The organism is Streptomyces sp. NPDC045955, from assembly GCF_056430805.1.
The window spans coordinates 109,962-128,804 of sequence record NZ_JBWKKY010000013.1 but is presented as its reverse complement, the minus strand read 5'-3'; the positions used below and the strand labels follow the sequence as shown (position 1 = coordinate 128,804).

Here is an 18,843-nt window from a genome sequence, read left to right as displayed (position 1 = left end):
GGGCGTCACACCTTGACGCGTACGAGGGTGGCCGCGGCGGTCTCGGGAGCCTGGGAGGCGGAGCGTTCGCACCGCAGGCGGGACCGTGTTCGGAGGGCCGTTAATCTGTCGCACGCCCGTGGCCGGCGTGACAACATCGTTGGAATGGCAGGGTTCTTGACGGCTGATCAGATGGAAGCTCGCACGTCCCGTGCTCGCGCGGCGGCCGTCGCCGCGGGTCGTGATCTGGGGCTCACGGTGACCGACGCGAGGGTGCTCTACGACGTGTTCTCGGTCGTGGTGCATCTCGCTCCGTCGCCCGTGGTGGTGCGGGTGCCGACCGTCCTGCCGTCGTACTCCGGTCCCGAGTCCCAGGCGGCGCGGCAGCGGCAGGAGCTCGATGTGACGGGGTGGCTCGCGGACCAGGGGCACCCGGTGATTCCGCCGAGCCCGCTGGTGCCGCGGGAGCCGGTGCTGCGGGACGGTTTCTCGATGACGTTCTGGCAGTTCGTCGAGCTGGACCAGAGCGTGGAGCCCGATTACGTGCACAACGCCGGCCGGGTCGCCGGCCTGCACGCCGCGCTGCGCTCGTACCCGGGTGAGCTGCCGTTCCTGTCGGCGGCGGAACCCCGGTTCGTCTCCGAGGGGCTTGCCGCGCTCGAACGGCGGCCCGACCTGCTGGACCCGGCCGACCTGCACCGAGCGCGGCGCGAGTGGGAGGCCCTGGAGCCCGTCATCAGCTCACGCGCGCGGTTCGAGGCCGCGTTCCCGGGCATCGAGTTCCAGACCATTCACGGTGACTCCCCCGCGGCCAACATCGTCTCCGCCAAGGACGGCGAGCTGTACTCCGACTTCGAGCTGACCACGTTCGGACCGGTCGAGTGGGATTTGGCGGCTCTCGGCCCCGCATGCGAGGCCGCCTACGACGCAGCCGCCGAACGCCGGGGCCTGCGGCGGCTGGACGAGGGTGTGCTGCGGCTCGTCAACGCCGTGGGCATGTCCCGCGCGGTGGCGTGTCTCGCGCTCGCGCCCCAACTGCCCATGCTCGTGGACGCGTTGCAGCCGGCCGTCGAACAGTGGCGGACGATGCCCTTCGCCGGTGGCCTGGGCGGCTGAGCGCCGGGCGGCGGCTCTGCTCGGCGGCTGAGCTCCAGCGGCCGGCTCTGCTCACTCGGGCAGGGGCCGGTCGTCGACGACGTGTTTCATGACGAGGGTGGAGTTCAGGCGCTGGACGCCGGGCAGCCGGGCGAGCTGCCGGTCGTACAGCTGCTGGAAGGCGGCCAGGTCGGTGGTGGCGACGCGCAGGAGGTAGTCGGGGTCACCGAACAGGCGCTGCGCCTGGAGCACGTGCGGGACGGCGGCCACGCCTTCTTCGAACGCGGAGACGGTGTCGGCGTCCTCCCAGTGCAGGGTGACGAAGACGAGGGCCTCGAAATTGAGGCCCACGGCGGCCGGGTCCACGACCGCCCGGTAACCGCGGATCGCGCCTTCGCGTTCGAGGTCGCGCAGGCGGCGGTGGCAGGGCGAGACGCTCAGTTTCACCCGGGCGGCCAGCTCGGTGACCGTGAGACGGCCGTCCAGCTGGAGCTCGGTAAGAATTTTCCGGTCCAGGGCATCCATGGAGAAGATTCTGCCCCAGATCCCGTGAGCAAGGGGTAAAGCAGGGAACACTTTCGGGCTGATCCGGCCTAGCCTTCCTCTCGCGACACAGCACGTGAGAGGGACCGGTCCATGGATACGACGACACTGGCGGCCTTCCTGGCAGTGGATCTGCTGCTGGTGCTGACCCCCGGCGCGGACTGGGCCTACGCGATCACCGCGGGCATCAGGGGCCGGTCGGTCGTCCCGGCGGTCGCCGGGCTGGTCGCGGGATACGCGGGATACACCCTGCTCGCGGTCGCCGGCCTGGTGGTGATCGTGGCGAACTCGGCGGCCCTGCTCACCGCGCTGACCATAGCCGGGGCCGGCTACCTGGTGTGGCTCGGCTGCGGCGTGCTGAGGCAGCCGGCCGTCCTGACGGCCCCCGAGGGCGACGTGGGCTCCTCCCGCTTGCGGACCATGCTCAGGGGAGCCGGGATCAGCGGGCTCAACCCGAAGGCGCTGCTGCTGTACTTCTCGCTGTTCCCTCAGTTCCTCGATCCCGCGGGCCGCTGGCCGGTCGCCACGCAGACCGGCCTGCTCGGCACGCTGCACATGACCGCCTGCGCCGTCGTCTACCTCACCGTCGGAGTCCTGGCCCGCACCGTGCTGAAGACCAGGCCCGCGGCGGCCAGGGCGGTCACCCGCGTCTCCGGCGCGATGATGATCGTCATCGGCGGCTTCCTGCTGGTGGAGCAACTGGCCCGCTGACAACGGGTGCACCCCCGGGAAACCGGCGAGGGGTCCCCGGCGGGCCTTCCTGAGATGATGACCGGGGAAGCGGCGGGGGCGTCACATCCGGAGGCACCGGGCAAGGACGCGTACCGGAGGACTTGGCGGTCGTCGTCGACGCCCGTGGGGTGATCACGGTGTGGGGCGACGGCGCCGGACGGCTGCTCGGATACGAACCCGGGGAGGTCGTGGGCCGGGCCGTCATCCGCCTGCTCGCCGCCGCCCTGCCCGGTTCCACGCGACGTCGCCAACGCGCTGCGGTACGGCGGCTCGCCCATCGAACCGCGCCTGATCCGCGACTCGGCCCTCATCTGCGAGGTGTCCGACGGCAGCGGCACCGCACCCCACCTGCGCCGGGCCCGCGTGTCCGACGAGGGCGGGCGGGGACTGCTGCCGGTCGCCCGGCTCGCCGAACGCCGGGGCAGCCGCCGGCCCCCCACCGGCAAGTGCATCTGGGCGGAACAACCACGGCCCACGGAGCCGTCCTCCTGAACAGCGGCCGACGGCCGGCGGCTATCGGGTGTCGACGATGCCGCCGGTCACCGCGATGACCTCGCCGACCGTGTAGCTGGAGTCGGCGTCGGAGGCGAGGTAGACGTACGTCGGTGCGATCTCCTCCGGCTGGGCCGCGCGTTCGAGCGGGGCCTCGCTGCCGATGTGGGCGAGCCCCTCCGGCGGCATGTGCTGGTCGGCCTCGTTGAGCGGCGTCCAGGTCGGGCCCGGCGCGACCACGTTCGCGCGCACACCGCGCTTGGCCAGGTGCACGGCGACGGACTTGGTCAGGGTGATCAGCGCGGCCTTCGACGCCGCGTAGTCGATCATCGTCGTACTGCCCTTGAGCGCCTCTTCGGTCGCGGTGGCGATGACGGCGTCGCCCGGCTCCAGGTGCGGCAGCGCCGCCATGAGCAGGTGGAAGTACGCGTAGACGTTCGTCTTGAACGTCCGGTCGAAGTCCTCGGCGGTCAACTGGTCGAGTTCCAGCTTGCTGTTGAGGTACGCGGCGTTGCTCACCAGGATGTTCAGCCCGCCGAGCTCCGCCGCCGTCCGCTCGACGGCCTCGCGGCAGAACTCCGGGTCGGTGAGGTCGCCGGGCAGCAGCAGACAGCGCCGGCCCTGGTCCTCCACCTCCCGCCGGACGCGCTCCGCGTCCACCTGCTCCTCCGGCAAATAGACGATGGCGACGTCGGCGCCCTCCCGCGCATACAGCAGCGCCACCGCCCGCCCGATGCCCGAGTCGCCGCCGGTGATCAGCGCGGCCTTGCCCTCCAGCTTCCCGCTGGCCCGGTAGCGGCTCGCCCGGTAGCGCGGCGGGGTGCGCATGTCGGCCTCGAGGCCGGGCCGTGGCTGCTTGTCGGAGTCGTAGGGCGGGTCGGGCTCGGACACGACCTGCGGTGCGGACCGTTCCTGCTCGGGCTGCACGGGATTTCCTTTCGCCGGTGTCGTCCACGGCGCGGCCGTTCACCTGGGGTCGCGCCGTTTCCTCCCCGCACCGCGTGCCCATATCGGCGGCAGGCATGTACCCCGGTGTCGCCCGGCCGGTGCCGCGCCGACCGGCATGGCCGCACCCGCGAGGGGTACTCAGTCGATCTTGGAAGGCCCGGCCGGAGGGCCTGCTGTCGAAAGGAGATCCGTGTCTGACGAGACGGTGAAGAACGTCTTCGTGATCGGGCTCGACGAGGCCAATCTGCCGACGCTGCGGGCGGTTCCCGGAGCTGACCGGCTGCGCTTTCACCAGCTGCTGACCGTGGAGGAACTCCAGGTCGGCGAGGTGCACCTGCCCACACTGTTCGACAAGGCGCGGGAGGTGCTGGACGCCTTCGACGGCAGCATCGACGCGATCGTCGGCTACTGGGACTTCCCGGTCAGCACCCTCGTGCCGATGCTGAGCGAGCGCTACGGGACGCGGAGCACCAGCCTGGAGTCGGTGGTCAAGTGCGAGCACAAGTACTGGAGCCGTCTCGAGCAGCAGAAGGCGACCGACCGGCACCCGGCCTTCGACCGGGTCGACCTGTCGGCCGAGCCGCCTCGCCCGCCCGAGAACGTGACCTTCCCGATGTGGGTCAAGCCCGCGCTCTCCTACTCCTCCGAACTCGCCTTCGGCGTCGATGACGAAGAGGAGTTCCGCAAGGCCGTCACCGAGATCCGCGAGGGCATCTCCCGTATCGGCCGCCCCTTCGAGCACATCCTCGAACGCATCGACCTGCCTCCGGAGATGGACGGCGTCGGCGGCCGGGTCTGTCTGGCGGAGGAGGCGATGTCCGGCGTCCAGGTCGCCGTCGAGGGCTACAGCCACCAGGGCGAGGTGACCATCTACGGAGTGCTGGACTCCATCCAGTACCCGGATTCCCCCTGCTTCCTGCGCCACCAGTACCCCTCGACGCTGCCGCCGGCGGTCATCGCGGAGCTCCACGAGGTCTCGGAGCGGGTGATGCGGCAGATCGGAATGGACTCGGCCACCTTCAGCATCGAGTACTTCTACGACCCGCGGACGCAGTCGATCAACCTGCTGGAGATCAACCCGCGGCATTCCCAGTCGCACGCGGAGCTGTTCCAGTACGTCGACGGCGTCCCCAACCACCACTGCATGGTCCGCCTCGCGCTCGGCGAGGACCCGCGCATGCCGCACCGCGAGGGCCCGTACGCGATGGCGGCGAAGTGGTACCACCGGTGGTTCACCGACGGCGTGGTGCGCCAGGTGCCCGGCCCCGAGGAGATCGCCCGCATCGAGCGGGAGACGCCGGGCGTGCGCATCGAGGTGGTCCCCGAGGAGGGCACCCGGCTCTCGGATCTCCCCGGACAGGACAGCTACAGCTACGAGTTGGCGCACATCTACACCGGCGGTGCGGACGAGGCGGAGCTGCGGGAGAAGTTCGACCACTGCGTGGCCGCCCTGGGCCTCGCCTTCGACGAACCCCCGCAGGAGTGAAGCCCGGCCGGAGTGAACCCCGACAGTAAGGAGCACGTGGGTTCCATGCGTTACGTGACCAACCTGCCGTACGCGACGAAGGAAGAAGAGCACGTCACGATCCCGATGTCCGACGGGGTCCGGCTCTCCGCGCACATCTGGCGCCCGACCTCCTCCGACCACGAGCCGGTGCCCGCGGTGCTGGAGTACATCCCGTACCGCAAGCGCGACCTCACGGCCGTACGCGACTCGATCCACCACCCGTACCTGGCGGGTCACGGCTATGCCTGTGTCCGCGTCGATCTGCGCGGCACCGGCGACTCGGAGGGCGTGCTGCGGGACGAGTACCTGGAGCGGGAGCAGGCGGACGCCGAGGAGGTGCTGGCCTGGCTGACGGAACAGCCCTGGTGTGACGGCGGCGCGGGCATGATGGGCATCTCCTGGGGCGCGTTCGCGGCACTCCAGGTGGCGGCCCGGCAGCCGCCGGGTCTGAAGGCCATCGCCATCGCCTCCTTCACCGACGACCGGCACGCCGACGACATGCACTACATGGGCGGCGCCCTGCTGTCGGACAACCTGGCCGAGGCGGGCACGATGTTCGCCTACGGCACCTGCCCGCCCGACCCGGCCGTGGTCGGCGACCGGTGGCGCGAGATGTGGCGGGAACGGCTGGAGCACACCGAGCCCTGGGTCCTGCAGTGGCTGCGCCACCAGCGCCGGGACGACTACTGGCGGCACGCCTCGGTGTGCGAGGACTACAGCAGCGTGCGCTGCCCGGTCCTGGCCTCCAGTGGCTGGGCGGACGGCTACTCCAACGCCGTCACCCGGCTGCTCGGCCACCTGGACGTGCCCCGCAAGGGGCTGATCGGCCCCTGGTCGCACAAGTTCCCCCACCTCGGGGAGCCCGGCCCCGCCATCGGCTACCTCCAGGAGCTCGTCCGGTGGTGGGACCACTGGCTGAAGGGCGTCGACAACGGTGTGATGGACGGCCCCATGCTGCAGGCGTGGATGCAGGACAGCGTGCCGCCCTCCACCGCGTACGAGGAGCGGCCGGGACGCTGGGTCGGCGAACCGGAATGGCCCTCCCCGCACATCCGGCAGACCGTTCATCCGCTCACCCGGCACACCATCGGGCCTCCGCGGGAGGAGACGGACGATGGGGACACCGCCGGCGGCGACGCGCTGACCGTACAGTCGCCGCTCTCCGTGGGCCAGTTCGCGGGCAAGTGGGCCTCCTACAACGCGCCCCCGGACCTGCCGTACGACCAGCGTGAGGAGGACGGCGGTTCCCTCGTCTTCGACACCGAGCCGCTGACGGAGCAGGTGGAGATCCTCGGTTCACCGACCGTGGAACTCGACCTGTCGGTCAGCGAACCGGTCGCCCTGGTGGCCGCGCGGCTGTCCGACGTGAGCCCGGACGGCTCCGCGACGCGTGTCTCGTACGGCATCCTGAACCTCACCCGCCGCGACGGCACGGAGTCCCCCGAGCCGCTCGAGCCGGGCCGCCGCTACCGCGCCACGATCCCGCTGAACGGAGTGGCCCAGGCGTTCCCGCCCGGCCACCGCATCCGGCTCTCCCTCTCCACGTCCTACTGGCCGCTGGCCTGGCCGCCGCCGAAGCCGGCCCTGCTGAGCGTCCACGAGCACTCCAGCGCGCTCACCCTGCCGGTGCGGCCGGTGGAGGAACCGGACGAGGTGCCGGCGTCTCCCTTCGGCGAGCCCGAGGGCACTCCCCCGCTCGCGACGAGCCAGGTCACGCCCCCGGAGGAGCGCTGGGAGGTCAAGCGGGACCTGGTCGGCTACCACTCGGAGCTGGACATCGTGAAGGACCGGGGCACGGTCCGCTTCGAGCACATCGGCCTGGAGGCCGGGCGCCGCGCCCACGAGCGTTACACCGCGGTCGCCGACGACTTCACCTCGGTCAGCGGCGAGTCCACGTGGACCATGCGGTTCCAGCGGGACGACTGGGACGTGCGGGTGGTGACGCACACCCAGCTGAGCTGTGACGACTCGGACTTCTTCGTGGACGCCACCCTCGACGCGTACGAGGCCGATCGCCGGGTGTTCTCCCGCACCTGGAACGAGAAGGTCCCGCGCGACCTGCTGTAGCGGGGGGCCGAGTGGGGTGAGAGGAGCCACCCGAGGAGCCACCTGGTGAGCCGCCTGCGGAGCCACCCGAGGAAACGTTGCTTGACTTAGGCAATGGGCAACTGCTTGCCTAGTCAAGCATCTTGCTCCCCCGCTCCACGGAGGCCCGCCATGCCCGACACCCCACCAGCCACGCGGAGGCCGGGGCCTCCGCCCCACCCGGACCGCCCAGACCGAATGCCGTCGTCGCGGTGCTCGCCCTCGCCGGGATCGTGGTCTCGCTGATGCAGACCCTGGTCATCCCGATCGTCCCCGAGCTGCCGAAGTACCCGCACGCCTCGCCGTCGGACGCCGCCTGGGCGGTGACCGCCACCCTGCTCGCCGCACGTCCGCGGCACCTCTCTGGTGTGTGTCGCCAGCCTGGCCGGGCACATGGCCTCGCTCGACGACGAGGACGAGGCCGCGCTGGCGACGGCGCCCGCCGAGGAGCTGCTCGGGCTGAAGGCGGTCACGGCCCTCGGTGACGACGCGACCGCCGCCTACATCCTGGCCAAACGCGCCAACCACGTACGCGTGCAGGCCGCCGCCCTCGCCTGGAACCGGCTCGGCGCCCGCGTCAACACCATCAGCCCCGGTGTCATCGCCACCGCCATGGCGAAGGCCGAGGCCGACTCGGACGCCGACGGGCACATGCTCGCGATGCTCGACGCGTGCGGTGCGGGCCGGCCTGGCACGCCCGGCGAGATCGCCGACGCGGTGGCCTTCCTCACCGGCCCCGAGGCGCGGTACATCACCGGCAGCGACCTCCTGGTGGACGGCGGTCAGGCGGCCTGGATCCGCCGGCACAGGCGGCGTGCGGGCTGACGGTCACCGGGGCCGGGTTTCCGGGACGGGCACTTCCGCGCGACCATGACGGGGCACCCCTACCGCAGGGAGGTACACCATGGCCGACTCACCCGCCCCCGACCCCGGCGTGCTGCCGACGACCGCGCGCACGGGACGTGTCGAACTGACTGCCGCAGCCGAGGAGTTGCTGCGGCGGCTGACCGGGACGCACGGGCCGGTGATGTTCCACCAGTCCGGCGGCTGCTGTGACGGCAGCGCCCCGATGTGCTACCCGCGCGGAGAGTTCCGGGTCGGCGCCGGTGATGTCCTGCTCGGGCACGTCGCCGGGGACACCCCGTTCTGGATGAGCGGGGACCAGTACGCGTACTGGTCGCACACCCACCTCACCGTGGACGTGGTCCCCGGCCGCGGCAGCGGCTTCTCCCTGGAGGCCCCGGAGGGCGTCCGCTTCCTGCTCCGCTCCCGCCTCCTCACCGACGAGGAACTGCGCCGCATCAAGTCGGAACCGCCCCTGCCGACCGGGGCGGACCAGGACGCCTAGCGCCTGTCGTTTGGATCACGCCGCAGACGCGGGGTCTGGCACGCGCCATCTGCCGCGTTGTCGTCGGTTGCCGACGCTCCGCGTCGACGCCCTCCTCCGCCTTGCAGCTGCACGCACCAGACCCCGCTCACCGGCGCTGAACAGCACGGTCGCTTTCCTGCGACCTGATCCAAACGACAAGCCCTAGTCTGGTCCTCAGCCCGTCACGGGCGGCCGCGCACACCGACGGCAGTGCCCGCCCGAGTGCCTTCAGGTGCAGCGTGTCGAGCCGGTGGGTGTACGCCGACCAGCCGGCGGCCGCGGCCAGGCGCGGGCCGCACGACGGCAGGGTCCGGGCCCGTTCCGTGTCGTCGAGCGCGGCCAGCAGCCGTGTGGTGATGCGGTCGAGGGCCGGGCGGACCTCCTTGGCCAGGTCGGGCCGCTCGGTGGGGCGCTCGGCCGGGTGCGCGTCCCAGCGGGCGTACAGGCCGCGCTGCACCAGCTTGTTCGCCTCGATCTGATCCCGGAAGACGGCGGCCACGGCATCCGGGTCGAGACCCAGGCCGGCCGCCCGGGCGCGGACGTCGTCCAGGATCCGCGCCTCGCGCTCCGGGTCGTCGATCGGCGTGTCCGTGCCGTACTTGGCGGCGGCGACCTTGTCGGCCAGCAGCAGCCGCTGGGCGAGCAGTTCGGTCACCGACGACAGGCCCGGCGCCACGCCGTGCGCGGCGGCGTTGTGACGCACGGGAGCGGGCCGCTCGGCGGCGATGGCCTGGCCTGCCGTACCGACGGCCAGAGTTGCCGCGGCCGTCAGGGTACTGAGGAGGGTGAGGGCGGACCGGGGACGTCGAGGGCGCACAGGAGTGTCCTTCCGTGGGGGCGAGGCGCCGGACCGCGGCGCCGTCCGCAACCTATCGATCCGCCTCAGGCGCGTGTGCGCCGAGGTCCCAGAACAACTCCGCCATGATGCGCTGCCCTTCGCGGGCCACCGACCACAACAGGTTTTCGTCGGGGGCGTGTTGGGTGCAGGAGGGATGGGAGTAGTGCGGGACCCACACGGCGGGTCCTGCTGGACCACATCCCGCCGCGCACGGCGCTGTTGCGGGGCTGCTCATGGCAGGGGCGGTAGAGGCACGGAAGGGCCGGGGCGGCGCGATCGTGGACGCCTCGCGACCTCTGGACGCCCTGACGCGGGCTCACCTAGGGTGCGACGGCAAGCGCTTTCTAGCCTGCCCGTGCCAACCCAGCCCTGTCCCATCCCACGTGCGCGCAGCCCCGCCGACGGCCCGGACGAGGAACCGACGCGGGTCTGACGCGGAAAGGCAGTGCCCCGTGCCGCACAGACCTTCGTCTCCGTCGCCGCAGAGTTCTTCCTCCCCCTCGGTGACCCGCAAGTCGTTCTTACGGGGAATGGCGGCCGTCGGCGCCGCTCCCCTGCTCCCGGCCGTACTCCCCGCCGCCGACGCCGCCGCCTCGGCCCGGCCGGACTTTCCGCTGCTCCGCAACGGCACCGCCACGGACGTGTTCGTGGACGCGGCGGACGACCCCGCCGTGGTCCGCGCGGCCGGTGACCTCGTGGCGGACGTGGAGCGGGTCGGCGGTGTCAGGCCACGGCTGCTGCACGCCGTGCCCCGGCGGGCCGGACTCCTGGTCCTGGTGGGGACGCTCGGCGCGAGCCCGTTGATCGACCGGCTGGTCCGGCACGGACGCCTGGACGTCTCCCGGGTCCAGGGCCGCTGGGAGGCGTCCGTCACCCGGGTCGTGGATCGTCCGCTGCCCGGCGTGGACCGCGCCCTGGTGATCGCGGGCAGCGACCGGCGCGGCACCATCTACGCCGTCTACGACACTTCGGAGCGCATCGGCGTCTCGCCCTGGTACTGGTGGGCCGACGTGCCGGTGGTCCGCCGCGACACGGTGACGGTCCCGGCCGGCCCCTTCGTACGCCACGAGCCCGCCGTCCGCTACCGCGGCATCTTCATCAACGACGAGCAGAACCTCACCACCTGGTCCCACCGCACCCAGGAGCCGGACAAGAACATCGGCCCCCGGACCTACGAGCGGGTCTTCGAGCTGCTGCTCCGCCTCAAGGCCAACTACCTCTGGCCCGCGATGCACCCGTACTCCGACTTCTTCAACAAGCACCGCGAGAACCCCGAACTGGCCGATCGCTACGGCATCGTGGTCGGCTCCAGCCACCCCGAGGCCATGCTGCGCAACGGCGTGCACGAGTGGGAACCCTGGGCCGAGGACCACCGCGACCCCGACGGCACCCTGCCGGTCTACGACTACACGGTGAACCCGGCCGTCATCTCCGACTACTGGCGGGCGCGGGCCCGGCAGAACGCCGCCTACGAGAGCAGCTGGACGATCGGCATGCGCGGCCTGCACGACTCCGCCCTGGAGACGAAGTACGCCACCACGATCCCGGAGAAGGTCGCGGTGATGAACGACATCATCGGCGACCAGCGCCGCATCCTGGCCGAGGAGGTGGGCGAGGCGGCCCAGCCGCAGATCTTCATCCCGTACAAGGAGGTCCTGGAGCTGTACAACGCGGGCGTCCAGGTCCCCGACGACGTCACGCTGATCTGGCCGGACGACAACCACGGCAACATGCGCCAGCTCCCGGACGAGGCGGAGCGGCGCCGCTCCGGCGGCAACGGCATCTACTACCACCTCTCCTACTGGGGCCGTCCCCGGAGCTATCTCTGGCTGGACACCACGCAGTTGGGCAAGGTGTGGCAGGAGCTGCGCCGGGTCCACGACCACCGGGCCGACCGGATGTGGATCTTCAACGTCGGTGACATCAAGTCGATCGAGACGGGCCTGTCCTTCTGCCTGGACATGGCGTGGGACGTGGACCGCTGGGGCCCGGACGACGTCGAGGACTTCCTGGTGGAGTGGGCGGGGCGTCAGTTCGGCCGGCGCCACGGCCCGGAGATCGCCGCCATCCGCACGGAGTACTACCGCCTGGCGGCGGAGCGGCGCCCGGAGTTCATCGACAAGGCGATCTTCTCGACGGTGCACCACGGCGACGAGGCGGGCCGCCGGCTGGCCGCATACGAGCAGTTACTGGACCGGGTGCGCAAGCTGGGCGCGAAACTGCCCGAGCCCTACCGTGACGCCTTCTACGAGCTGGTCGAATACCCGGTGCACGGCGCCTACTTGATGAACCTGAAGTACTACTGGGCGGACCGGAACGCGCTCGCCGTCCGTCAGGGGCGCGGCGCGGGCATCAACCGCTTCGCGGACCTGGCCGAGGCCGCGCACGCCGAGGAGCAGGAGATCACCCGCCGGTACAACACGCAGATCGCGGGCGGCAAGTGGGACGGCATCGTCAACCCCTACCCGTCCCAGATCCCCAAGGTCCCGGGCCGTCCGGCCGTCACACGGGTGCCCCGCCGGGAGACCTCCGGCCTGGGACTGGCAGCGGAGGGCAACGACACGGGAGCGAGCCGGCCGCTCTCCTTCTCCTCCTACACCCGCGACCGCCGCTTCGTGGACGTCTTCAACACGGGTTTCCTCCCCGTTCAGTGGCGGGCCGAGCCGAGTCACCCGTGGATCCGGCTGAGCACCGCGGGCGGCGAACTCACCGACCAGACACGGATATGGGTGGAGATCGACTGGCCGCGGGCAGCGGAAGGCACCCACCACCCCACCCTGACCTTCACCGGCGCCGGCACGACCGCCGAAGTGCCCCTGCGCGTGGTCAACGACGGCGAACGGGCCCGGCAGCGCGCCCGCGGTTTCGTCGAGGCCCACGGCTACGTGTCGATCGCCGCCGCGCACTTCGACCGCCGGGTGGCGCGCGGCGGGGCCCGGTGGCGGGTCGTCCGCGGCCTGGGACGCCGAACGGCCGCCGTCGAGGCGGTCCCGACGACCGCACCGCCGATCACCGAGGACCTTCCCACCCGGTCACCGGAGCTGCGCTACCGGGTGTGCTTCACCAGCACCGGCACCTTCCCGGTGACCGTCTTCCGGCTGCCCTCCCTCGACGAGCGGGGCAAGCGCCGGCTGGCACTCGCCCTCGACGACCATCCGCCGACGATCCTGTCCGGCCAGGCGATCGCCACGGGCAACCGGGGGGATGCATGGGCTCGCAACGTCGAAGAGGGCGTGGAGAAGTTGACGGCCACGGTGACCGTGACGGAGCCGGGTGAACACGTCCTGCGGCTGTTCATGACCGACCCGGCGATCGCCGTGGACCAGATCGTCATCGACACGGGTGGCCTGCCCGCGAGCTATCTCGCGCCGCCGCGGAGTTATCACCGCGTCTTCAACCCCGGCCCCGTTCTTCAGGAGCGCTGACGGGACCACAGTTCCGCGTGCACCGAAACTCAAAGAGCTCGGTGCACGCAGCCCCCGTGATGCGCTCGATGCCCCTCCGTGCATCCGTGCGCCCCTAAGGAGAAAGGATTCGGCGAGCGATCGGCGGTTTCCACTGGGCAGGACATGGGGCGAGCATCAAGTCGGTGCGACCGCACCGGAATCCCGTGTGCCAAATGAGGCAGGTGGTATTCGATGAGCGGCTCTGTTTCCGGACCAGCCCGAGATTGGACAGTGGGGACTGCTCCAGGCATATTCCCATTCATCGGCCACGGTATCGACTTGGTCCGTCGGCCGCTGGCTTTTTTGAAATCTCTGCCCGAACACGGGGATCTGGTCGAGATACGTCTGGGCCCGCAGCCTGCCTGGATGACGTGTCACCCGGACCTGGTCCACCAGGTCCTCAGGGACCCGCGCACGTTCGACAAGGGCGGCCCGCTCTACGACAGGCTGCGGATGCTGCTGGGGGACGGCGTCGGCACCTGCCGCCACCACGATCACCGGCGCCAGCGCAGGCTCCTGCAGCCCGAGTTCCGCAAGGCACGCGTCGCCGACCAGGTGCGCCTGATGGGCGAGGAGGTGGAGTCGGTGTGCCGCGCGTGGCGGGCCGGGCAGGCGGTCGACATCAGCGCGACCATGCTGGACCTGTCCACACGCGTGGTCAGCCGCGTCCTCTTCTCCGACTCGCTCGACACCGCGACGGCCGCCGAGCTGCGCAGGTGCCTGGCCACTGTGGTCCGCGGCATGTTCGTCCGGACGGTGATGCCGGTCGACGCCCTGTTCCGTGTTCCCACGCCGGCGAACCGGCGTTACCGGCATGCCTCCGACCGCTTGCGCGCGATCGTCGACGCGGTCATCACCCAGCGCCGGCGAGGCACTTCCGACGACGACCGCGACGACCTGCTCGGAACCCTGCTGGCGGCCACGCGGGGCGACGGCGGGGGGACGGCGATCAGCCACCAGGAAGTCCACGGTCAGGTGCTGACGCTGATGTTCGCCGGCGCCGAGAGCACCGCCCTGTGCCTCTCCTCCGCCCTGGAGCTTCTGGGACGGCATCCCGAGGAGGAACGCCGCCTGCACCGCGAAGCCGACGCCGTGCTCGCTTCCGGGCAACCGCCCGGCCCCGACGAGCTGCCGCGCCTCGTCCGCACCCGGTGCGTCCTCACCGAGACCCTCCGCCACCGCCCGCCCGGCTGGCTCTTCACCCGCGTCACCACGCGGGAGACGGAGCTCGCCGGGCACCGTCTCCCGCAGGGGGCCACCGTCATGTTCAGCCCGTACCTCCTGCACCACGACCCCGCTCTGTTCCCCGACCCCGATCGCTTCCTCCCCGACCGCTGGCTGCCCGGGCAGGCCGTCGCGGTCCCGCCCGGGGCGGTGATTCCGTTCGGTGCGGGCAGCCGGAAATGCATCGGGGAGACACTCGCGCTGACCGAGGCCACGGTGGCCGTCGCGTTCATCGCCCGGCACTGGCGGCTGCGTCATCTGCCCGGCCATACCGAACGGCTGCGCCCCGCCGCGTCGTTGGGGCCCAGAGGATTGGTGATGGTCAGCGAACCGCGAACGAGGCGGCAGGCGGACCCACCGCGTCGGGGGGATTCACTCTCACCCGGGACAACTGTCGTACCCGTCGTCCTCAACTCACGAACGGCAGGTGGCAACGATGTCCGCGACGCATAAGGAAATAGCGCTCGCCGCGCAGGAGAATCCGGTCGTCGATCTGAGGGAACTGATCGACGCGAACCTCTACATGCCCTTCCCGTTCCAGCGCAATCCCCACGCGTTCGAAGCGGCGGCAGGCGTCGAGGAATGGCTGGGCACCTGGGGGCTGACCGACGACCCGGCCGTGGCGGCCATGATCGCCGCCACGCGCCCCGCCGAACTCGCGGCCTACAACAGTCCGACCATGGACCCCGGGCTCCTCCAGATCATGGCCGCCCAGATCGCCTACCAGTTCATCTACGACGACCGCGCGGAGGACGTCGGCCGGCACACGCCGGACCGGCTGCTGCCCATGTTGTGCGAGAGCATCGCGATCCTGCGGGACGGCCAACCGCCCACCACACCGCTCGGGGCGGCCCTGGCGGACCTCCATCGACAGGTACAGGAGCGGTGCACACCCGCTCAGGCGGCCCGCTGGGCCTGGAACAGCCGTGAGTACGTACACGGCCTGCTGTACGAAGCGGTGGCCCAGACCCAGTCCGTCCCGGTGGGAAGCGGGCTCTGCCGGTCCATACGCTCCCTCATCGCGGGCGTCGAGCCGTTCTACCCGCTGTGCGAGGCCGCGCAGCCGTGCGAACTGACCCCGGAGGAGATCCATCACCCCGTCATGCGACGCCTGAGCCGACTGTCGGCCGACGCGGCGGTGTGGATACCGGACCTGTTCTCCGCGGTGAAGGAACACCGGGCGGGCGGCGTGATCAACCTGGCCCTCGCCTACCAGCGGACACACCGGTGCTCCCTGCCGGTGGCCGTCACGCTCGCCACACGGCACATCAACAGCACGATCCGCGAGTTCGAGGAGCTCTTCGGTGAACTGCGACCGGAGTTGAGCCCGTCCGGCGTCGGCTACGTGGAGGGCATGGCCGGCTGGATCCGCGGTTGCTACTTCTGGTCCCGGACCGTGCCACGTTACGCGGACACGATGGCCGCACCCGCGGCGCTCTGACCCGCTGCCCGACCGGTCGTTTCCACCTGCAGGGGTCTAGAGAGGGGCGAAACGCAGCAGAATACCCGAAAGACTGAGACCCGAACCGCTCCCGCGCGGGAAATTCACCCGCTCTGTCGATCTCCCGTTCCGACCCGGCCATGGGGTGTGCACGAGGGCGTACGCTCGCCCCGTCCGGCGGGGAGCAACGACAGGAAGCGGTAGACCACATGACCCATGGGCTGCGGCAACCGATCATCGAAGAACGGCCTCTGCTCGAACGCGAAGAGGAACTCCGGGCCATCGGCCACGCCTTGGCCGAGCTCCGTGACACCGTCGACGGGGTGCCCCAGGTACCGCGCGGCGGACTGCTCGCCTTCACCGGCGAGGCCGGGCTGGGCAAGACCACACTCATCGCGACGGTGCGGGCCCGCGCCGCCGCCCTCGGATTCACGGTGTTCTCCGGCAAGGGCGGCGAGAACGAGCGGGGAATGGCGTTCCGCGTCGTCCGCCAGGCCATGCATCCCATCCTGGCCAGGATGGGCGAGGCGGAGCGCCGGGATTTCCTGGGCAGTTGGTACGACATCGTCGGCGCCGCGCTCGGTCTCGAGGCGACGGACCCCGCCCGGGTGCCGGACCCGACCGGCGTACGGGACGGGCTCGACTGGGTCATGACGCGACTGACGATGCTCAACTCGCCTGTCGTTCTGCTCCTGGACGACCTGCACTGGGCCGATGCCGAATCCCTCGACTGGCTCGCCTCCTTCGCACCCCGGGTCGCGAACCTCCCGCTGCTGATCGTCGTCGGCTACCGGCCCGACGAACTTCCGTCCGACGCGACCTCGTTCCGTACGCTCGTCGAACGCCACGAGCAGCGCCCGCACGTGCTGTCCCCGCTCGGCGAGGCCGGCGTGGCGCGGATCATCAGGAGCGAAGTGGGCGCGGAAGCCGAGGACGCGTTCTGCGGCGAGTGCTGGACGGTCACCTGTGGAAGCCCCTTCGAGACCGTCGAACTGGCCATCAGGCTCCGTGAGCGGGGAGTGAGGGGCACCCAGGAGGAGTTGCCCCTGATGCGGGACCTCGCCGCTGCGGTCAAGGGCCCGGGCCTGATCGAGCGCCTCAAACGGCTCGGCCCGGGCACCATCCGCTTCGCGTGGGCCGGCGCTGTCCTGGGCGGGCCGTTCTCAACGGAAGTTGCCGCCGACCTCGCGGTACTCGGCAGCGAGGAGGCCGCCGAGGCGGCCGAGAAGCTGCGCGCCCGCCGCATTCTCGCGGACACCGAAGAGCCCGCGGGCGGACTGGAGTTCGTCCACCCGCAGATCGCCACGACGATCTACCGCGACATCCCCCCCGGGCCTGCGGGTCGGCATGCACAACGCGGCCGCCCATGCCGCCCAGGCGGTCGGGGCCGACCCCACCGTCGCCGCCCGGCACCTACTGGAGGTTCCCTGCGACGGCCGGCCCGAGGCGGTCGCGTGCCTGCGCGCCGCCGCGCGTGAGTACCTCCGTGCCGGGGCCCCGGAGGCCGCCCGGCGCGTGCTGACCCGAGCACTGCGGGAACCACCTCCTGCCGAGGACCGCGCCGCCCTTCTCCACGAGCTGGCCTGCTCGACCTTCCTGATCGAACCCACGGCCACGATCGGCTTTCTGCGTGAGGCGCTGAAGGAGCCGGGAATCGACCCCGACCTGCGCGCCTCCATCGTCTACCGGCTGACCCAGGCGCTGGCCCACACCGACCGGCTGACCGAGGCCGCGACCGTGGCCGCCGACGAGGCGCGGCGCGCCATCAACGCACGCGTCAAACTGCGCATGCAGGCCGATCACTTCGTGTGGAGCGCGTTCCGCGCCGACGAACCCGACTCCTCCGCCCGCTCGCGCCGGCTGGCGCGGCTGGCGGACAAGCTGCCCGGCCGGGGCCTGGAGGAGCGCTACATCCTCGGGCTGCGGGCGTGGGACGCCCTCGTGCGCGGCGAGCCGCGGCGGACCGCCCTCGGGCATGCCGAGGAGGCCCTCCGCGGGGGGATGAGCTGGACCGACGAGAACCGCGGCTTCGAGGTGCCCGTCGCGGTCGCCCTGCTGTTCATGTACTGCGATCAGCCACGGCGGGCCGAGGAACTCTTCGCCGAAGGCATGGCCGAGTGCGAGCACATGGGGTGGCGCGGTTCCCATCTGGCGCAGGGCCAGACGCTCCTGGGCTACATCCGCTACCGCCGTGGCTGCCTGCGTGAGGCGGAAGAACTCGTCGAGGCCGGGCTGCACACCGCCGAGCGCGTCGAAGGAGCGGTGCCCGCCCAGTGGTTCGCCATCGGCATTCTCATCCAGACCCTGCTGGCCCGTGGGCGGACCGGCGACGCACGCCGGCTCGCCGACAGCCACCACTACGGCGACGTGGTCCCCAACGCCGTCATCTTCCCGGATCCCCGCACGGTGTACGCCGACCTGCTCCTGGCGGAGGGGCGACATTCTGAGGCGGCGCGGCTGTTGTCCGAGGTCGGGGAGTGGCTGGAGGCGCGGGACTGGCGCAACCCCGCGTGGTGCCCCTGGCAGCTGGGACTGGCCTCGGCGCTCGCCCGCACCGCCCCGGACGAGGCGGTCCGCCATGCCCAGGACGCCGTCAAGCGGGCCCGGGACTTCGGTGCGGCCTCCGCGATCGGCCGGGCGCTGCATGTCCAGGCGGAGGTGACGGGCGGGGAGGCGGCGCTCGACCTCCACGCGCAGGCCGTCGACCAGCTGGAGCAGTCGCCCGCCGCGTACGAACTGGCCCGCGCCCTGGTCGGCCACGGTGCCGCACTGGCCCGCAAGGGGCGCCTGCACGACGCCGCCGACCGGCTCTACCAGGGCCTGGAGGGCGCGGTGCACTGCGGTGCCGGGGGCCTGGCCGCCCGGGCCAGGCAGGAGCTCGCCGCCGCGGGACTGCGCCCGCTGCCCCTGCGCTACCCGCAGACGGACATACTGACGGCCCAGGAGCGCCGGGCCGCCGAGATGACGGCCCTGGGCCACCCGGCCTCTGTGGTCGCGAAGGATCTGCGGCTCACCGAGCAGGGCGTACGGCAACTGCTGTCCTCGGTGTACCGAAAACTCGGCACGGACGCGTCCGGCCTCCCCGACGCCCTGTCGAACCGCTTCCGACACGAGCGGTAGCGGCCCGGAGCCCGGCCGCCCGCC

Annotated in this window: 12 protein-coding genes and 3 pseudogenes; 12 read left to right on the top strand and 3 right to left on the bottom strand. The window is 71.4% G+C overall.

Annotated features, from left to right (window positions below; all coding sequences use genetic code 11):
- Nucleotides 1-144: 144 nt before the first annotated feature.
- Entirely contained in the window at nucleotides 145-1,095 is a 951-nt protein-coding gene (locus AC07F0_RS26510; RefSeq protein WP_478982435.1) for an aminoglycoside phosphotransferase family protein, read from the top strand.
- A 51-nt stretch (nucleotides 1,096-1,146) separates the two neighbouring features.
- On the opposite strand, the gene AC07F0_RS26505 is transcribed toward AC07F0_RS26510, so the two are convergent.
- Nucleotides 1,147-1,599 carry an Lrp/AsnC family transcriptional regulator gene (locus tag AC07F0_RS26505; protein ID WP_020275150.1) on the bottom strand — a complete coding sequence of 151 codons (453 nt, stop codon included), beginning with the start codon at nucleotides 1,597-1,599 and terminating at the stop codon, nucleotides 1,147-1,149.
- Nucleotides 1,600-1,710: 111 nt separating this feature from the next.
- Here AC07F0_RS26505 and AC07F0_RS26500 point away from each other — a divergent pair, with 111 nt between their 5' ends.
- Both AC07F0_RS26500 and AC07F0_RS26495 read left to right on the top strand, forming a co-directional pair.
- Nucleotides 1,711-2,328 (top strand): LysE family translocator, encoded by a 618-nt coding sequence (locus AC07F0_RS26500; RefSeq protein WP_478982433.1) that lies wholly within the window; start codon nucleotides 1,711-1,713, stop codon nucleotides 2,326-2,328.
- A gap of 264 nt (nucleotides 2,329-2,592) precedes the next feature.
- Nucleotides 2,593-2,841 (top strand): annotated as a pseudogene (locus AC07F0_RS26495) (ATP-binding protein); the annotation flags it as partial.
- A 21-nt stretch (nucleotides 2,842-2,862) separates the two neighbouring features.
- On the opposite strand, the gene AC07F0_RS26490 reads toward AC07F0_RS26495, so the two are convergent.
- Nucleotides 2,863-3,768 (bottom strand): SDR family oxidoreductase, encoded by a 906-nt coding sequence (locus tag AC07F0_RS26490; protein WP_478982431.1) that lies wholly within the window; start codon nucleotides 3,766-3,768, stop codon nucleotides 2,863-2,865.
- 211 nt (nucleotides 3,769-3,979) lie between these two features.
- Here AC07F0_RS26490 and AC07F0_RS26485 point away from each other — a divergent pair, with 211 nt between their 5' ends.
- The 5 genes and pseudogenes from AC07F0_RS26485 to AC07F0_RS26465 all read left to right on the top strand — a co-directional run bounded on the left by AC07F0_RS26485 (nucleotide 3,980) and on the right by AC07F0_RS26465 (nucleotide 8,729).
- Nucleotides 3,980-5,275, top strand: coding sequence for an ATP-grasp domain-containing protein (locus AC07F0_RS26485; RefSeq protein ID WP_478982429.1), 1,296 nt, complete (start codon nucleotides 3,980-3,982; stop codon nucleotides 5,273-5,275).
- A 45-nt stretch (nucleotides 5,276-5,320) separates the two neighbouring features.
- The gene (locus AC07F0_RS26480) at nucleotides 5,321-7,363 is read left to right on the top strand and encodes a CocE/NonD family hydrolase (RefSeq protein ID WP_478982427.1); all 2,043 of its coding nucleotides are present in this window, start codon (nucleotides 5,321-5,323) and stop codon (nucleotides 7,361-7,363) included.
- Between the two features lie 122 nt (nucleotides 7,364-7,485).
- Nucleotides 7,486-7,728: pseudogene (locus AC07F0_RS26475) on the top strand (hypothetical protein); the annotation flags it as partial.
- Between the two features lie 46 nt (nucleotides 7,729-7,774).
- Complete coding sequence (locus AC07F0_RS26470; protein ID WP_478982425.1) at nucleotides 7,775-8,206, top strand: SDR family oxidoreductase; 432 nt, start codon at nucleotides 7,775-7,777, stop codon at nucleotides 8,204-8,206.
- 79 nt (nucleotides 8,207-8,285) lie between these two features.
- A complete protein-coding gene (locus tag AC07F0_RS26465; RefSeq protein WP_478982423.1) occupies nucleotides 8,286-8,729 on the top strand; it encodes a DUF779 domain-containing protein in 444 nt (147 codons plus the stop codon).
- A 127-nt stretch (nucleotides 8,730-8,856) separates the two neighbouring features.
- On the opposite strand, the gene AC07F0_RS26460 is transcribed toward AC07F0_RS26465, so the two are convergent.
- Nucleotides 8,857-9,567, bottom strand: coding sequence for a chorismate mutase (locus AC07F0_RS26460; RefSeq protein WP_478982421.1), 711 nt, complete (start codon nucleotides 9,565-9,567; stop codon nucleotides 8,857-8,859).
- Between the two features lie 551 nt (nucleotides 9,568-10,118).
- Between AC07F0_RS26460 and AC07F0_RS26455 the strand changes: the two genes are divergently transcribed.
- The 4 genes and pseudogenes from AC07F0_RS26455 to AC07F0_RS26440 all read left to right on the top strand — a co-directional run bounded on the left by AC07F0_RS26455 (nucleotide 10,119) and on the right by AC07F0_RS26440 (nucleotide 18,819).
- On the top strand, nucleotides 10,119-13,013 hold the full coding sequence (locus AC07F0_RS26455) for a glycosyl hydrolase 115 family protein (RefSeq protein WP_478982419.1): 2,895 nt from the start codon (nucleotides 10,119-10,121) through the stop codon (nucleotides 13,011-13,013).
- A gap of 213 nt (nucleotides 13,014-13,226) precedes the next feature.
- Nucleotides 13,227-14,711: a cytochrome P450 gene (locus tag AC07F0_RS26450; protein ID WP_478982417.1), complete on the top strand. Its 1,485-nt coding sequence runs from the start codon at nucleotides 13,227-13,229 to the stop codon at nucleotides 14,709-14,711.
- The gene (locus tag AC07F0_RS26445) at nucleotides 14,695-15,699 is read left to right on the top strand and encodes a (-)-alpha-amorphene synthase (RefSeq protein ID WP_478982415.1); all 1,005 of its coding nucleotides are present in this window, start codon (nucleotides 14,695-14,697) and stop codon (nucleotides 15,697-15,699) included. Before AC07F0_RS26450 ends, AC07F0_RS26445 begins: the two co-directional genes overlap by 17 nt.
- A 209-nt stretch (nucleotides 15,700-15,908) precedes the next feature.
- A pseudogene (locus AC07F0_RS26440) lies at nucleotides 15,909-18,819 on the top strand (ATP-binding protein).
- The last annotated feature ends 24 nt before the right edge of the window (nucleotides 18,820-18,843 follow it).

Coding starts and splice junctions, on each gene's coding strand:
- AC07F0_RS26445 (WP_478982415.1), top strand. CDS start 14,695: ATGTCCGCGACGCATAAGGAAATAGCGCTCGCCGCGCAGGAGAATCCG.
- AC07F0_RS26470 (WP_478982425.1), top strand. CDS start 7,775: ATGGCCTCGCTCGACGACGAGGACGAGGCCGCGCTGGCGACGGCGCCC.
- AC07F0_RS26505 (WP_020275150.1), bottom strand. CDS start 1,599: ATGGATGCCCTGGACCGGAAAATTCTTACCGAGCTCCAGCTGGACGGC.
- AC07F0_RS26500 (WP_478982433.1), top strand. CDS start 1,711: ATGGATACGACGACACTGGCGGCCTTCCTGGCAGTGGATCTGCTGCTG.
- AC07F0_RS26465 (WP_478982423.1), top strand. CDS start 8,286: ATGGCCGACTCACCCGCCCCCGACCCCGGCGTGCTGCCGACGACCGCG.
- AC07F0_RS26450 (WP_478982417.1), top strand. CDS start 13,227: ATGAGCGGCTCTGTTTCCGGACCAGCCCGAGATTGGACAGTGGGGACT.
- AC07F0_RS26510 (WP_478982435.1), top strand. CDS start 145: ATGGCAGGGTTCTTGACGGCTGATCAGATGGAAGCTCGCACGTCCCGT.
- AC07F0_RS26455 (WP_478982419.1), top strand. CDS start 10,119: ATGGCGGCCGTCGGCGCCGCTCCCCTGCTCCCGGCCGTACTCCCCGCC.
- AC07F0_RS26480 (WP_478982427.1), top strand. CDS start 5,321: ATGCGTTACGTGACCAACCTGCCGTACGCGACGAAGGAAGAAGAGCAC.